The organism is Actinoplanes sp. GCM10030250 (assembly GCF_042666575.1).
Lineage (GTDB): Bacteria > Actinomycetota > Actinomycetes > Mycobacteriales > Micromonosporaceae > Actinoplanes.
On sequence record NZ_JBHTDO010000004.1, the window covers coordinates 1 to 14,861 of the forward strand.

The window sequence follows — 14,861 nt, forward strand, 5'->3', positions numbered from 1 at the left end:
GGCGGCGAGAGTGCTCACCCACTCGCGGCTACCAGGCACCGAGTCTGCCAGCGGCTGACCCGGTAGCTCCCATTAGGCGGTACACGGTCGCCTGACGCGGGCCGTTCGGTCAACCGCGTTACCGTGGTCGGGATCAGTGCGGGGTGGGGCGGTAGGTGAGCTCCTGGATGTGCCCGTCGAAGGTCCGGCTCTCGAGCAGCTCCAGGTCGAAGTCGGCGGCGCCCGCGAAGACCGGGTGCTCGCCGGTCCGGCCGGTGAGCACGGGGAAGATCGTCAGCTGGACGCGGTCGACCAGGCCGGCGGCCATCAGTGCCCGGTTCATCGACAGGCTGCCGTGCGAGCGCAGCGGCACGGCGGACTCCTTCTTGAGGCGGGCGACCACGTTGACAGCGTTCCCGCTGACGAGGGTCGCGTCCGGCCAGTCGAGGGGGCCTTCGAGGGTGGTCGACACCACGGTGGTCGGCATGTTCCGCATCCGGGTGTTCACCGGGTCGAGCCCATCGGGCTGGGCGATGACGGCTCCCAGCAACCGCACGAACTGCCGGAAGGTGTTGGCACCGAGGACCATCCGCTGGTCCGGGCTGTACATCGCCAGGCGACGGTCGAGGAACTCGGGGCCGTGCTTGCCCCAGTAACCGCCCCAGTCGCCGTCGCTGTTGTAGGAGCCGAAACCGTCGAGGCTGGCGAAGACGTCGAAGGTGTAGGTCGCGGTCATGGTGTTCTCCTCGAGTGCCGGTGATCGGACCCGGCTGTCTGCCGGTTCCTGCACCTGCTACGAACGGGGCCGGCCGATTCCGACAGCGGGATCGATGTGGATCGGCCGGCCGGTCGGCCGCGTCGTGGATGCCGTCGACGACCTGGACTGCCGGTGGGGCTCGGGTGACGTATCGTCTCCGGCGAATATGAGCCCTCTGGAAGGACGATGCCGAGTGTCGATCTCACGAAGGCGGCCGCTGATGGCCGCGCTTCTCGTGATCATGGCGAGCACGACCACGCTCACCGCCGCGGGGACAGCACACGCCGATCCCGGCCCGGCGGTCGCGCAACCCATGCCGCCGTTGCCGGTGCTCTCCCTGTCCGACGCCGGTTACATCAGCGTCGGCGCCAGCCAGAAGACCGTCGCCGACGGTGCGATGGCCACCGTCACCGTCGGGAAGCCGATCGTGTCGGCGGACGATTCGCACTCGCTGGCGTCGGTTGCGGTGAGGTCGGCTGACAAGCGCCACAACGTGCAGATCGGATGGACTGTCGACCGGGAGCTCAACGGCGACGACGAGCCTCACCTGTTCGTCATCCACCGGGCCGACGGTGTGGACGCCTGTTACAACATCTGCGGGTTCGAGCCGTACGCCCCGAGTACGGTCCAGCCCGGCGCCGCCCTGCCGGCCGGGACGAGCAAGCGGTTCATCATCCAGCACTCCGGCGACCGCTGGTGGGTCGGTTACGACACCCAGTGGCTCGGGTCCTTCCCCGACTCCCTCTGGGCAGGTGCGTTCACCTACACGGGCGCGGTGCACTACTTCGGCGAGGTCAGCGGGACCGGCGACCCGTCGTGCTCCCAGATGGGCACCGGTTCGTACGCGGAAAGCACGCAGGCAGCGCGTTTCAGCAGCATCTCCCTGATCAACGGGACACCGGCGGCGCTCGTGCCGGGCCCGCCCGATCCGTTCTACGGCTACTACCCGATCAGTGCCGGCTCCTTCCGCTTCGGCGGTCCCGGCCTCTGCTGAGCACGCGTCACCAGTCGGCGCCCTCCGCGAGGGTGACCATCAGGGCGGTGAAGCCCTCATCGGTCGTACTCGAATGGCCGACGCCCGCGGTGTCCTCCACCAGCAGCAGATCCCCGGGCCGGCAGGTCCGGGTTTCGCCGGAGGCCGTGACGGTGCAGGAGCCCGCGAGGACCACGGCCAGCTGACGGCGGGCTTCCGGCTGCTCACCATGCCCGCCGCCGGGCGGTGCAATGAAGATCGAGGCCGACGACACGGCAACGGTGGCGGACCGGCCAAGCCCGTCCGCCACCTGCCGCAATGCCGGATCGAGGTCGGTGATTCGGGCCATCCCGTGCTCGTCGGAGAAGATCCGCAACATCGTCATGGCACGCTCCACAGAATCGGGGATGGGGGCGGCGACCTCGCAAGTCAGCGTCCCGCAGGGTCAGCGCTTCCCGCACGGTCAGCGCTTCCCGCAGGGTCAGCGCTTCTCGCAGGCGATGCCGTCCTTGTCACGGTCGGACTTCTTGTTCGCCTTGTACAGGGCGTTCGACACCTTGAAGTTCGTGACCTTCTTCGTCTTTCCGCGCACCTTGTCCTTCGCACCCTTCTTACCGACGCCGTGCTTGTAGACCTTGTTCAGAGCGGTGCAGTTCTTGTACGTCTTCGCCGCCGCCTGGGCCGGACCGGAGACGACGGCGGTGGCGCCGGAGAACGCGAGCGTGCCGATCAGCAGACCTCGCACGAGCTTGTTGAGCATGAGGCTCCGAATCTTCGGTGGAAGGTGGAAACCGGACGCTACCGCCGTCGAAACGTGGTCACTATCGGTCGTTCCCGCCGAGGGATTCGGCCACTCAGCCGGTCGGCGTGTACGAAATACGGACCGCCACAGTGGACTCCATGACGTACCGCTACCGCGGGGTGAAGGTGGCGAGCGTGCAGCCGACCAGCGCGGCGGCGCTGAGCACACAGGCGAGGGTGCGGATTTCGCCGCACGCTGCTGTCAGCCTCCCAGCGTGGCCACCAGGGGCGAGCGGGTCAAGGACGGTGCGCCCAGCGTGGCCCGGTAGTGAGTGATCAGTTCGTCGCCGATGGCTGACCAGCTGCGGCCGTGGACCGCGGCCCGTGCGGCGGCGCCGAAGGACTGCCGCAGGCTGGTGTCGCCGGCGAGGTGGGCGACGGCCTCGGTGAAGCCGGCGGCCTCGTGGGGTGGCACCAGAAATCCGGTACGGCCGTGCGCGACCAGGTCGAGCGGCCCGCCCGCGGCCGGGGCGACCACGGGCAGGCCGCTCGCCATCGCCTCCTGCACCGCCTGGCCGAACGTCTCGTACGGGCCGGTGTGCGCGAAGACGTCGAGGCTCGCGTAGATCCGGGCCAGCTGGGCGCCGTGCCGCGCGCCGAGGAAGACAGCGCCGGGCAGGGCCCTGCGCAGCGAGGTGGCGGCCGGGCCGGCGCCCACGACGACCAGCCGCACGCCGGGCAGCCGGGCGGTGCCGGCGAGCAGCTCGACCTCCTTCTCGACGGCGAGGCGGCCGACGAAACCGACGAGGATCTCACCGCCGGGGGCGAGCGCGCGGCGGATGGCCGCGCTGCGCCGGGACGGGTGGAACCGCACGTCGTCCACGCCGCGACGCCACAGGTGCAGGCGCCGCACACCGTGGGACTCCAGGGCGGTCATCGATTCGGTGGAGGGGGCGAGCGTACGGCCGGCGGAGTTGTGCACCGTCCGGATCCACCGCCACGCCATCCGCTCGGTCAGGCGTACCCGGTACGCGCGGGCGTACGACGCCACATCCGTCTGATAGACGGCGACCGACGGCAACCCGAGCGACCGCGCACTCGCCTGCGCCCACGCGCCCAGCACGAACGGGCTCGCCAGATGCACCACGTCGGTGTCGTGCCGCCGGATCGCCGCGTGCAGCGCCGGCGCCGGAAGGCCGAGCCGCAGCTGCGGGTAACCGGGCATCGGAAGGGACCGCACCCGCACCACGGGGTACGGCAGCGACCCGACGGACCGGCCGGTACCGGCCGGCGGTTCGGGGGCGACCACCATCGGGTCGTGACCGGTTCGGGCCAGGTGCTCGGCCATTCGAGCGACCGAGTTGGCGACACCGTTGACGTCGGGCAGGAAGGACTCTGTGACCAGCGCGATGCGCATGAACACAGGGGACGGCCGGGCCCGATCGGCGGGGCGACACCACCGTGACACCGAGCCGAACGATCGGCGACAAGACCGCTTTTCGCCCGCCGGACATCGACAGTTACCCGTGGATGGGGAAAGCGGTCAGGCCGGCTGCCGGGCGCGGCGCAGCGTGACGGCCAGCAGCACCGCCGAGAGGACCTGTACGGCGGCGAGCACGACGGCGAGCGCGGTGATCGAGTAGCCGTACAGGCCGCCGGCCAGCGCACCGCCGGCCAGCGCGGCCGCACCCTGGATCGCGGCGAAGACGCCGTAGGCGGTGGCGCGCCGGTGCGACGGCACCAGGTCGGCGACGAGCGCCTTGACCGTCGAGTCCTGCACGCCGACCGCGGCGCCCCACAGCAGGGTTCCGCCGACGATCGCACCGACGTTGCCGGAGAGGGCGAGCGCGGGGGTGGCGGCGGCGAGGGCGGGCAGGGCGTAGAGGACCCGGGCGCCCCAGCGGTCGTAGAGCAGGCCGCTGGCCAGGGCGCCCAGGGCGCCGGCGGCCATCGCGCCGGCGTACAGGACCGGCACCGCGGCCAGCGCGATGCCCGCCGTCTTGCTGGCGTGGTAGGAGATCAGACCGAAAGTGACCAGCCCGGCAGTAGCCGCCGCGGCGGAGGCGGCGAACCAGTAGAAGTCGCGCGGCAGGCGGCCGGCGCTGGTCGTGGCGGGCTCCCGGCGGGCCGGCGCGGGGAAGCGGCGCCGCATCCAGACCAGGAGCGCCATCGCCACCACACCGGGCACGGCCAGCAGGGCGAGCGCGGGCCAGACCGTACCGGCGACCACCACCAGCGCGGCGACCAGCAGCGGACCGGCGAAAGCGCCGATCTGATCAAGAGCCTTGTGTACGGCGAACCCGCGCCCCCGCCCGACGGCGCCCGCCGCCTCGGCGAGCAGGGCCGACTTCGCCGGGCTGCGGATCGCCTTGCCGACCCGCTCGGTGACGATCAGGAACGCCGCGACCGCCAGACCGGCACCCCCCAGGAGTGGCGTCACGGCAAGCAGGGGTACGCACACGGCGGTCAGCGCGTACCCGGTGATGGTGAGCGCCCAGTACCGCCCGCTGCGGTCGGCGAACGGGCCGGAGACCAGGCGCAGCAGCAGTGCCGCGGCCTCACCGGCACCGCTGATCAGCCCGACCGCGAGGGCGGAGGCGCCGAGCGTGGCGAGCAGCGGCCCGGTGACCGAGCGGGCCCCCTCGTAGACCATGTCGGCCGCGAGGCTCACCACGCCGAATCCGGCGATCGCCCGCCAGGGGGTGAGCGAACGCTCGGCCACTTTCCCGGTCACCCGGACTCCCGTCGTTCATTGAGCAATTTTCAACCTGTCATCGGGCCTGGAGCTGCCGGGCCGTTGTCCGGCGTCGGCGGCCGAGGCCCTCGCCACGTTGAAAAAGGCTCATTTTCGATCGGCGACATCATCTCGTCCGTACTTGATCACGAAGTCGACGGTGCCGGTCCCCCACGGCGGCGTCACATGTTTGCCGTCCCCCCGGAACAGGAAGTCCACACGCATGCATCCCCAGCCGCCACGCCGCACCACCCATGCCTACGGAACCCCGAGGAACCGGCTCGTCTACGACAGGTGGGGCGCGTTCGGGCGCCCGGTCGTCCTGCTGCACGGCCTGCTCTACGACCGCACCATGTGGTGGCCGGTCGCCGCGGACCTCGCGCTGGGCAACTCGTGCAGCGTGATCGCCGTCGATCTGCCGGGCCACGGTCAGTCCGCCACGCGCGGTGACTACGACCTGGACGCGCTCACGCAGGACCTCGCCGTGCTCATTGCCGGGCTCGACCTGCACCGGGCTCCGGTGGTGGTCGGTCACGGCGAGAGCGCGCTGCTGGCGGACGCGTTCGCCGGTGCCTACGCGACCCGGGCGGTGCTCACCTTCGACGAGCCGGTGGCCGAGCTCGCGGAGACGGTGGAGCAGCATCTGGCCGCTGCCGACCTGGGAACCATTCCGGCACCGTATCGGCAGTTCGCCGTTGTCCGGGAGGATCCGACGCTGCTCCGGGCGTACCGTTGCTGGTTCTCGAAACCGAACCCGAGCCGTGCCCGGCCGCACCAGGTCTCCGCCGCGCGGGCTCGCTCCGGTTTCCCGCACCTGCGCTCCCCGGCGTCCTTCGCCGCCACGCTGCGCGACCTTCTTTGACGCCGCAGGGTGACCGGCGGCCCGGTCAAACGGGTCGCCGGCCGACGTTTTCAGCTGTGCCGGTGGTGGAACCGCGCCCGATGATGATGCGCGTGCCCGCGCCGGCGTGGCGGCATGAGGGCGGCACTGCTGATCAGCATGCAGGTGATCAGCATGGTGCCGACCAGGATGTCGATCAGCATGTGCTGACCTCCCTTGACCAGCGACTTCGGCCCTTCAACGGTCCTCTTGAACACACAGTCCGTCAACCGGAATCGGCCAATCGCGTGATAGGGATGGCTGCCGCCTCGCCGGTTGCCTAAGCTGCTCGCGAGGGGAGTACCTCCTAAAAGAACGTGGCGGTCACCACGGGCATGCCGAACATGCCCCCGTGCGTTCGCCCGGCGTGATGCCGCGACGGGTGAGGGAGACCTCGGACGACGTAACGTGTCCGAGGGGGACCCGTGTCACATCTGAATACCATCGCGACGCCACAGCTCTGGGCGCTCACCATCGTCGTGCTGCTCGGTCTGCTGGCCGCCGACTTCGCGGTCACCCGCCGCCCGCACGAGGTGGCGATGCGCGAGGCAGTCGGCTGGTCGATCTTCTATCTCGCGCTTCCGGCCGCGTTCGGGGTGCTCCTCTGGCAGGTGTACGGGCGAACGCCCGCGATGGAGTTCTACACCGGATATGTGGTGGAGAAATCCCTGTCGGTGGACAACCTGTTCGTCTTCATGCTGCTGCTCGCGGCGTTCGCCGTACCGGCCGCGCTGGCGCAGCGGGTGCTGCTCTACGGCATCGTCGGCGCGCTGGTACTGCGGGCGATCTTCATCGCGGCCGGTGCCGCGGTGCTCCAGACCGGTGCCTGGGCGTTCCTGCTCTTCGGCGCCGTGCTGCTGGCCACGGCCGTCAAGGTGATGCGCGACGCCATGCGCGCCGAGCAGTTCCACGTCGACATCGACTCGATGCGCAGCGTCCGGCTGATGCGCCGGTTCATGCCGGTGACCAGCGAATATCACGGCGGCAAGCTGACCGTGACGCGGGGCGGCCGCCGGGCGCTCACGCCGCTGGCCCTGGTCGTCGTCGCCGTCTTCATGACCGACGTGGTCTTCGCCGTCGACTCGGTGCCGGCCGTCTACGGTGTGACCGAGGACCCCTACCTGGTGTTCGCCACCAACGCGTTCGCCCTGCTCGGGCTGCGCGCGTTGTACTTCGTGCTGCGCAACGTCCTGGACCGGCTGCGCCACCTCAACTACGGCCTGGCGATCATCCTGGCCTTCATCGGCGTGAAGCTGGTGCTGCACTGGGCGCACAAGGTGTGGGAGCAGGTTCCGGACATCCCGACCGAGTTGTCCCTCGGCGTCATCGCGGTCACGCTGGCGACCGTGACCGCGACGAGCATCGTGGCCAACCGTCGCGAGGCGGCCAGGGAGGGCTCGCCCGTTCCCTGAGCCGCCGCACCGTCACTTTCCGGCTGTCGCCGTCGTTTCCGACGGGCTGAACCGGCGGCGGATCTCCACGACCGCGTCGCGGACCAGGGCGACCATCGGGCGAGCGTACGAGAGCGAGGCCACGGCGGCATCGAGGTCACCGGCGCGGGCGTCCATCTCGAGCCGGTCGCAGGCCTCGGTGGCCGCGCTCGCCCCGAGGTTCGCCATGATGCCCTTGAGCTGGTGTGCCTCGCCGCGCAGCGTCCCGGCGTCGTCGAGGGCCAGCGCCTGCGCGATCTGCTCCAGGTGCTCGGGGATCTTCGCCGCCAGCGCGCTGAGCAGCCCGTTCAGCGCGTTGGCGGTGGCCACCGGATCGGGACCGCGGAGCTGGTCGAGGCGCCTCTCGATCTCGGCCGTCACGGTCGCCGGATCCGGTACGGGCAGCCGGTTGCCCCACCGCTCGAGAACCCGCGCGACGTCGGCCGGGATGAGCGGCTTGGCGATGTGCTCGTCCATGCCCGCCGCCAGGCACCGGGCCCGGTCCTCGGCGAGCGCGCTCGCGGTCAGGGCGATGATCGGCACGTGGTGTCCGGGCGGCTCCCGGCGGCGGATCTCCTCGGTGGCGGCGTAGCCGTCCATCTCCGGCATCAGGCAGTCCATGAAGATCGCCTGGTACTCCTGGCGGGCCGCCATCTCGACGGCCTCGACACCGTTGACCGCGACGTCGGCGCTGTACCCGAGGTTGGCCAGGACGCCGAGGGCGACCGTGCGGTTGATGTCGTTGTCCTCCACCACCAGCAGGTGCCCACGGCGGGGCTGTGCCTCGGCGGTGGCGCCGAGGGCCCGGTCGTCGGCGAGGTCGGTGACCGCGCCGACGAGCGCGTCGTAGAGCTGGGACTGCCGCAGCGGCTTGGCGAACGCGGCGGAGAACCGCCCCGGGTCCGGTTCCACGGGCAGAGCCTGCGCGTCGTCGGCGAGCAGGATGGTCTTCGGCGGCGGGCAGCCCGCCGGGGCGATCGCCATCGCGCTGAGGTGCAGCCCGTCGTCGCGGGCGGTGCCGATGTCGACGATGACCAGGTCGACCGGACGACCGGCCGCGGCCGCCTCGCGCAGGGCGGCGTCGGCGCTCGCCGTGTCCGCCGCACCGGTCGCCTGCATCGACCAGGCGGTCAGCTGGTCGACGAGCACACCGCGGTCGTCCTCGTCCCGATCCACGATCAGGACACGCAGGCCGTCGAGGGAGTGCCGGGGAGAGACGTCGAGACCGGCGCGGGCCGCGCGCAGCGTGACGCTGAACCAGAAGGTGCTGCCGTGTCCCGGCTCGCTCTCCACGCCGATGCTGCCGCCCATCAGCTGGACCAGGTCACGGCTGATGGCCAGGCCCAGCCCGGTGCCGCCGAACCTGCGGGTGGTGCCGGCGTCGGCCTGGGTGAACGCCTCGAACAGCTCCTCCCGCCGGTCCGTGTCGATGCCGATGCCGGTGTCGTGCACCTCGAACCGGATCGGTACCGCCTCCGGGCCGTACGGATGCCGGTCGTCGAGGCTGGCGGTGACGGTGACCTGCCCCCGGCTGGTGAACTTGACCGCGTTGCCGGCCAGGTTGAGCAGGACCTGGCGCAGCTTGGCGGGATCACCGCAGACGGTCGTGGGAAGGCGCGGGTCGCAGACCGCCGCGACGCACACCGCGTCGCGGGTGTCCGGCGGGGCGACGAGCGACACCACGTCGTCGATCAGGTCCCGGACTCCGAAGTTGGCGTCCTCGAGCAGGACCTTGCCGGCCTCCAGCTTGGAGAAGTCGAGAATGTCGTTGATCACCGCGAGCAGGGCCGATCCGGCGCTGCTGATGCCCTCGGCGTACCGGCGCTGCTTCTCGTCGAGCTCGGAGGCGAGCAGCAGTCCGGTCAGGCCGATGACACCGTTCATCGGCGTACGGATCTCGTGACTCATCGAGGCGAGGAACTGCGACTTCAGCCGGGCGGTCTCGATCGCCTGGTCCCGGGCCTCGGCCAGGGCCTGCTCGGTCTGCCGTCGTGCGGTGATGTCCCGGACGAAACCGTGGAACTGCGACCCGCCGTCGTGCCCGAGACGCCACATGGTCAGCTCGACCGGGATCTCGTGGCCGTCCTGGTGCACCGCAGCGATCTCGGTCGGCCGGTCCAGCAGCCACTCCAGGCGGCCGTCGAGCAGCCGCCCCAGCCCTTCCTGATAGCGGCCGGGCATGATGGTGCCCGCCACGTGCCGGCCGAGGATCTCCAGGCGGGGCCAGCCGAAGACGCGCTCGGCCTGCTGGTTCCACTCCGCGACCCGGCCGTCGCCGTCCATCGTGAAGAACGGGTCGCTGGCCGCCCTCATGATCATTTCGAGCTGTTCCCGCTCGACCCGCAGACGCTGCTCGGCCTGCACCCGGGCGGTGATGTCGTGCGCCACCGTCGAGGCGCCGATGACGGTGCCGTCGGTGTCCCGCATCGGTGCCATGCTCAGCGACACCTCGATGATGGTGCCGTCCTTGCGCTTGCGGCGGGTCTCGTACCGGCTCAGGGCACGGCCGCGGAAGACCAGGCCGAGGAGCTCCCGCTCCTCACCGAGCCGGTCCGGCGGCAGGATCCGGGTCACGTCGTTGCCGACCATCTCCTCGGCCGTGTAGCCGTAGAGCCGCTCGGCACCCGGGTTCCAGGTGCGGATCGTGCCGTCGAGCGCCTTGCTGACGATCGCGTCCTGGGAGGCCTCGACGATCGCCGCGAGCCGGGCGTTGGCGTGCGACTGGAGGCGGCGCTCGTCCTCCACCATCCCCTCGGCCATCCGCAGTTCGGTGACCTCGGTACCCACCCCGAAGATCGCGTACGGCCGGCCGCGGCGGTTGCGCAGCGCGCACAGCGTGGTGACGAAGCGCCGGTTCCCGATCTCGTCCTCGAAGGCGATCGGGCCGTCGGCGGCGACCACCGCCCGGTCCCGGCGCCGGAGCTCGGCCAGACGTTTCGGTGAGTGCACGTCCCGGTCGAAGCGGCCGGTGACACTGCCGCGGCGCTGACCCTCGACCCGCTCGAAGGCGGCGCTGACCAGGCGGTACCGGCCGCTGAGGCTCTTCACGAACGCCGGGGTGTCGGTGTGCTCCAGGATCGCGGCGAGGTGGAAGTACTGGTCGACGCGCCGTCCGATGCGGGCGCGGAGGACCTCCGCGCCGAGCGTCACGCCGGCCGCCGCCAGGGCGCCGAAAACGACGAGGACGGGGGTACGCCGGAACCTGCGCACCGACACAACACTCTCCCCTGCAATCCGAATCCGATTCAGCATCACCGTACATGTGATCATTTTCTGCATTAGCCTTATTACCGGACAAAGTTTCTCCGCCTGCCGCAGAGGGAGATGCCGTGGCGACAGTGATGGTCGTCGACGACGTGGCCGCCAACCGGGACATCGTGCGGATGCTGCTCGGCTACCGGGGCCATGACGTCATCGAGGCTCACGACGGGGCCGACGCGCTCCGGCTGGCCCACGTCCACCACCCCGACGTCGTGGTCTCCGACGTCCTGATGCCCGGCATCGACGGCCTGGAGCTGGTCCACCGGCTGCGCAGCGACCCCGATCCACTGGCCGCACAGGCGCCGGTGATCTTCTACACCGCTAACTACCTGGAGCCGGAGACCCGGCCGATCGCCGAGGCGTGCGGGGTGAGCCAGGTGGTCCTGCGCTCACAGGACCCGCACACCCTGCTCGACGCGGTGGACACCGCCCTGGCGCTCGGCCCGGTCACGGTCGAGGTGCCGGCGGCCGACGAGGCCTTCGCCCAGGCGCATCTGCACGCGGTCAACGCGAAGCTGATCGAGAAGGTGCGCGCCCTGCACGACACCGAGCGCCGGTTCGAGGCGATGGCCATCGCCTCACCGGTCGGCATCGGCATCCTCGACCGGCACGGGCACGCCGACTACATCAACCCCCGCCTGGCCGAGATCATGCAGGTGCCGGTGGACAGCTTCCTCGGCAAGGGCTGGCTGGAGTGGCTCAGCGACAGCGCGCAGGACGCCGCCCTGAGCCTGCTGCACGGCGCGGGCGAGGCGACGGAGCTCAAATTCGATCACCGGATCACCTGGAGGGACGGCACCGCCCGGCGGCTGCGGCTGCACCTGCGGCAGATCCACGACGACGAGGACGGGCAGCTCGCCGGCGGTGTGCTGATGGTCGACGACGTCACCGACCTGGTCTCCGCCGAGGAGCGCCTGCGCGAGGAGACCCTGCGCCGCCAGGAGGAGACCCGGCACCGCGACGCCGAGCGGCTCGACAGCCTGCGCCGGATGGCGGGCGGGACCGCGCACGACTTCAACAACATCCTCGGCGCCATCCTCGGGTACACCACCCTCGCCATCGAGTCGATCACCGACGGCCAGACCGACGGCACCATCCCGGCGGACGTGGCGGACTCGCTGCTCACCGACCTGGGCCAGGTGGTCAAGGGCGGCGAGCGGGCCAAGACGCTCACCCAGCAGCTGCTCGCCTTCGGCCGCCGGGAGATCACCCAGGTCGCACCGTTCAACATGAACACGCTGCTGCGGGACGCGGCCGACACCCTGCGGACCGCCGCGGGCGACCACGCCGAACTGGTCCTCGACCTCGACCCGAACCTGCCGGACGTGCAGGCGGACCCGGCACAGATCAACCAGGCGGTGCAGAACCTGGTCCACAACAGCGCCGAGGCGATGCCGTCCGGTGGCACCGTCACGATCACCACCACGCTCGAGAACGACCACGTCGTGCTGCGCATCCGGGACACCGGCGCCGGCATGCCGCAACACGTCCTGGACCGGGCCTTCGAGCCGTTCTTCAGCACCAAGCACACCGTCGGTACGGCCGGGCTCGGCCTGTCCACCGCGCACGGGATCGTCAGCCAGGCCGGCGGCCAGCTCACCCTCCTGTCGCGGCCGGGTCAGGGGACCACGGCGACGTTCGCCCTGCCCGCGGTCGTCACCGCACCCGCCGGCCCACCCCCGGCGGACGCGCACGAGTCGCGCTCCGGTGGCGAAACCCTGCTGCTCGTCGACGACGAGACCGCCCTGCTCCAGGTCACCGCCCGGATCCTGAGCGGCGCGGGTTACCACGTCCTCACCGCCACCGACGGCATCGAGGCGTTGAAGATCCTGGAACAGCACCCGGGACACGTGTCGGCCCTGGTCACCGACGTGGTGATGCCCGGCATGAACGGGCGGCAGCTCGCCCAGATCGCCAGCGGCCGGCAGCCGCACCTGAGCATCGTGTTCGTCTCCGGCTTCGCCGAGGCGCTCTTCGACGAGTCCGGCAACAAGCTGGAGCCGAACTCCACCATCCTCGCCAAGCCCTACAACCGGGAGACCCTGGTGAAGACGGTGCGGGCGGCGCTGAACGCCACCCATCACGGTTGACACGCAGGTCGATGTCACCGTCGTCGGCTAATATTCGCGGCCCGCGGCGTGATCGCGTCCGCGCACGTCAGAACCTGACGTATCGCCCATAGTTAGCCCGGAAGGACGCCCGGTGACCTCCCCCAGTGACCGACAGCCTCCCGTCGAGGACTCCCTGACCGCCCGGCTGCCGCAGCAGAGCACGCCGGGACACGACACGCTCCCGGGCGGTTTCGGTCCGCGGTCCCGGCCGCCGGATGTTCTGCAGTCGGGGCCTTCTGGGGCTTCTGGGGCTTCTGGGGCTTCTGAGGCTTCTGGGGCATCTGAAGCGAGATCGTCCGGCGGGCGAGGGTGGCGGCTGGTGATCGCCGGTGCTGTGGTGCTGGTTCTGGTGGCCGGTGCCGGCGGGGTGGCGAGCTGGGTCTACCGGGGTGACGTCCCGCGCGGCGTGACGGTGCTGGGAGCCGACCTGGGCGGGCTGAGCCGGGTCGCGGCGGCCACCGCCCTGCGGGACCACCTGGCCGCGAACCAGAAGCTCGGCGAGCCGGTGCCGGTGCTGGTGGACGGCAAGGAGGTCGCCGTCGAGCCGGCCGATGTCGGTCTCGTGGTCGACGTCGAGGCGACCGTCGACGCCGCGTCCGGCGGACGGCCCTCGCCCTTCGACGACCGCGAGGTGGCCCCGGTCATCGCCGTCGACCCGGAGCTGCTCGACGCCGCGCTGCGCAAGGCCGCCGGGAAGATCGGCACGCCGATGAGGAAGCCCGCGGTCGTCTTCGACGGTGTCGAGCCGCGGGCCGTCCACCCGGAGCCGGGCCGTGACATCGACCCGGCGCGCTCGGCCGAGGCACTGCGCGCCGGCTGGCTCGGCGGCGAGCCGGTCACCATCCCGCTGGTCGACGTGTCCGCGACGACCACCGCCGCCGAGGTCGACGAGTTGGTCGAGTCGCTCGCCCGGCCGGCCGTCTCCGCTCCGCTCACGCTCACCTCGGAGCTCGGCGACCTGAGCATCTCGCCGGCCGCCATCGCCAAGAGCCTCGTCCTGACCGCCGACAAGGCCGGTCTCATCGCACCGCGGATCGACGAGAGGAAGCTGCGCAAGGCCGTCGCCGGAAAGCTCGCCAAGCTGGAGAAACCGGCCCGCGACGCGCGGTTCACCTTCGCCGGCGGCAAGCCGAAGATCGTCGAGGGCGCCGACGGCACCACCCTCGACCTGAAGGCCGCGGCACCGGCGATGATCACCGCGCTGCGTAGCACCAGCGAGCGCTCGATCGCGACCTCGCCGGTCCGGGCCGCCCCCGCGCTGACCGGCGCCGAGCTGGAGAAGCTCGGCGTCAAGGAGAAGGTCTCCACGTTCACCACCAAGTTCCCCGGCGGCCTGTCCTCGCCGCGCAGCCAGAACATCGTCCAGGCGTCCAAGCAGGTCAAGGGTGCCCTGGTGCTGCCGGGCAAGACGTTCTCGCTGAACAAGCACACCGGCGAGCGCGGTTATGAGCAGGGTTACCAGGACGCACCGGTCATCATCGGCGGCAAGCTCACCCCCGGTGTCGGCGGTGGCGTCTCGCAGTTCACCACGACCCTGTTCAACGCCACCTACTACGCCGGTCTCGAAGACGTCGAGCACAAGCCGCACTCGTTCTACTTCGACCGCTACCCGGCGGTCATCGAGTCGACGATCTTCTACCCGGACCTCGACTTCCGGTTCAAGAACGACAGTCCGCACGGGGTGCTGATCGACACGGCGTACACCAGCAGCACGATCACCGTGTCGGTCTGGAGCACCAGGGTCTGGGACAAGGTGACCACCGACTACAGCCCGCGCCGCAACATCACCTCGCCGCAGGCGATCGCCCTGCCGGGCGGGCCGGACTGCATCGCCACCAGCGGGATCAACGGGTTCACCCAGGACGCCTTCCGGCTGTTCCACCGCGACGGCACGGTGGTCAAGCGGGAGAAGTTCACCTGGAAGTACGACGCCGAGCCCCGCTACACGTGCGGCGACCCGGAGACCACTGACTGATCCCCGGGCCGTAACACGTT

At 70.8% G+C, this 14,861-nt stretch carries 12 protein-coding genes; 5 read left to right on the forward strand and 7 right to left on the reverse strand.

Annotated elements, in window-relative coordinates; translation table 11 throughout:
• Positions 1-133 precede the first annotated feature (133 nt).
• Complete coding sequence (locus ACFQV6_RS07930) at positions 134-715, reverse strand: dihydrofolate reductase family protein (RefSeq protein WP_378026695.1); 582 nt, start codon at positions 713-715, stop codon at positions 134-136.
• A 241-nt stretch (positions 716-956) separates the two neighbouring features.
• On the opposite strand from ACFQV6_RS07930, the gene ACFQV6_RS07935 reads away from it, so the two are divergent.
• A complete protein-coding gene (locus ACFQV6_RS07935) occupies positions 957-1,730 on the forward strand; it encodes a neprosin family prolyl endopeptidase (RefSeq protein WP_378026696.1) in 774 nt (257 codons plus the stop codon).
• Between the two features lie 7 nt (positions 1,731-1,737).
• On the opposite strand, the gene ACFQV6_RS07940 is transcribed toward ACFQV6_RS07935, so the two are convergent.
• The 4 genes from ACFQV6_RS07940 to ACFQV6_RS07955 form a co-directional block, all read right to left on the reverse strand.
• Positions 1,738-2,094: a cupin domain-containing protein gene (locus ACFQV6_RS07940; protein WP_378026697.1), complete on the reverse strand. Its 357-nt coding sequence runs from the start codon at positions 2,092-2,094 to the stop codon at positions 1,738-1,740.
• A gap of 96 nt (positions 2,095-2,190) precedes the next feature.
• On the reverse strand, positions 2,191-2,469 hold the full coding sequence (locus tag ACFQV6_RS07945; protein ID WP_378026698.1) for an excalibur calcium-binding domain-containing protein: 279 nt from the start codon (positions 2,467-2,469) through the stop codon (positions 2,191-2,193).
• Between the two features lie 243 nt (positions 2,470-2,712).
• On the reverse strand, positions 2,713-3,867 hold the full coding sequence (locus ACFQV6_RS07950) for a glycosyltransferase family 4 protein (RefSeq protein WP_378026699.1): 1,155 nt from the start codon (positions 3,865-3,867) through the stop codon (positions 2,713-2,715).
• A gap of 126 nt (positions 3,868-3,993) precedes the next feature.
• On the reverse strand, positions 3,994-5,103 hold the full coding sequence (locus tag ACFQV6_RS07955; RefSeq protein WP_378026962.1) for an MFS transporter: 1,110 nt from the start codon (positions 5,101-5,103) through the stop codon (positions 3,994-3,996).
• A gap of 304 nt (positions 5,104-5,407) precedes the next feature.
• Between ACFQV6_RS07955 and ACFQV6_RS07960 the strand changes: the two genes are divergently transcribed.
• Positions 5,408-6,046, forward strand: a complete 639-nt coding sequence (locus ACFQV6_RS07960; protein WP_378026700.1) for an alpha/beta fold hydrolase — start codon at positions 5,408-5,410, stop codon at positions 6,044-6,046.
• 50 nt (positions 6,047-6,096) lie between these two features.
• Here the strand turns inward: ACFQV6_RS07960 and ACFQV6_RS07965 are convergent, their stop codons facing one another.
• Positions 6,097-6,228 (reverse strand): hypothetical protein, encoded by a 132-nt coding sequence (locus ACFQV6_RS07965; RefSeq protein WP_378026701.1) that lies wholly within the window; start codon positions 6,226-6,228, stop codon positions 6,097-6,099.
• Between the two features lie 261 nt (positions 6,229-6,489).
• Between ACFQV6_RS07965 and ACFQV6_RS07970 the strand changes: the two genes are divergently transcribed.
• Positions 6,490-7,476, forward strand: coding sequence for a TerC/Alx family metal homeostasis membrane protein (locus ACFQV6_RS07970; RefSeq protein WP_378026702.1), 987 nt, complete (start codon positions 6,490-6,492; stop codon positions 7,474-7,476).
• Between the two features lie 12 nt (positions 7,477-7,488).
• On the opposite strand, the gene ACFQV6_RS07975 is transcribed toward ACFQV6_RS07970, so the two are convergent.
• The gene (locus tag ACFQV6_RS07975; protein WP_378026703.1) at positions 7,489-10,710 is read right to left on the reverse strand and encodes a PAS domain S-box protein; all 3,222 of its coding nucleotides are present in this window, start codon (positions 10,708-10,710) and stop codon (positions 7,489-7,491) included.
• Between the two features lie 113 nt (positions 10,711-10,823).
• On the opposite strand from ACFQV6_RS07975, the gene ACFQV6_RS07980 reads away from it, so the two are divergent.
• Together ACFQV6_RS07980 and ACFQV6_RS07985 are read left to right on the forward strand one after the other, a co-directional pair.
• Entirely contained in the window at positions 10,824-12,845 is a 2,022-nt protein-coding gene (locus ACFQV6_RS07980) for a response regulator (protein WP_378026704.1), read from the forward strand.
• A gap of 340 nt (positions 12,846-13,185) precedes the next feature.
• Positions 13,186-14,841: a VanW family protein gene (locus tag ACFQV6_RS07985; RefSeq protein WP_378026705.1), complete on the forward strand. Its 1,656-nt coding sequence runs from the start codon at positions 13,186-13,188 to the stop codon at positions 14,839-14,841.
• The last annotated feature ends 20 nt before the right edge of the window (positions 14,842-14,861 follow it).

What these genes read in the sequence shown, in the direction of transcription:
- ACFQV6_RS07930 (WP_378026695.1), bottom strand. Translation starts at nt 715, where the DNA reads ATGACCGCGACCTACACCTTCGACGTCTTCGCCAGCCTCGACGGTTTC.
- ACFQV6_RS07935 (WP_378026696.1), top strand. Translation starts at nt 957, where the DNA reads ATGGCCGCGCTTCTCGTGATCATGGCGAGCACGACCACGCTCACCGCC.
- ACFQV6_RS07940 (WP_378026697.1), bottom strand. Translation starts at nt 2,094, where the DNA reads ATGACGATGTTGCGGATCTTCTCCGACGAGCACGGGATGGCCCGAATC.
- ACFQV6_RS07945 (WP_378026698.1), bottom strand. Translation starts at nt 2,469, where the DNA reads ATGCTCAACAAGCTCGTGCGAGGTCTGCTGATCGGCACGCTCGCGTTC.
- ACFQV6_RS07950 (WP_378026699.1), bottom strand. Translation starts at nt 3,867, where the DNA reads ATGCGCATCGCGCTGGTCACAGAGTCCTTCCTGCCCGACGTCAACGGT.
- ACFQV6_RS07955 (WP_378026962.1), bottom strand. Translation starts at nt 5,103, where the DNA reads ATGGTCTACGAGGGGGCCCGCTCGGTCACCGGGCCGCTGCTCGCCACG.
- ACFQV6_RS07960 (WP_378026700.1), top strand. Translation starts at nt 5,408, where the DNA reads ATGCATCCCCAGCCGCCACGCCGCACCACCCATGCCTACGGAACCCCG.
- ACFQV6_RS07965 (WP_378026701.1), bottom strand. Translation starts at nt 6,228, where the DNA reads ATGCTGATCGACATCCTGGTCGGCACCATGCTGATCACCTGCATGCTG.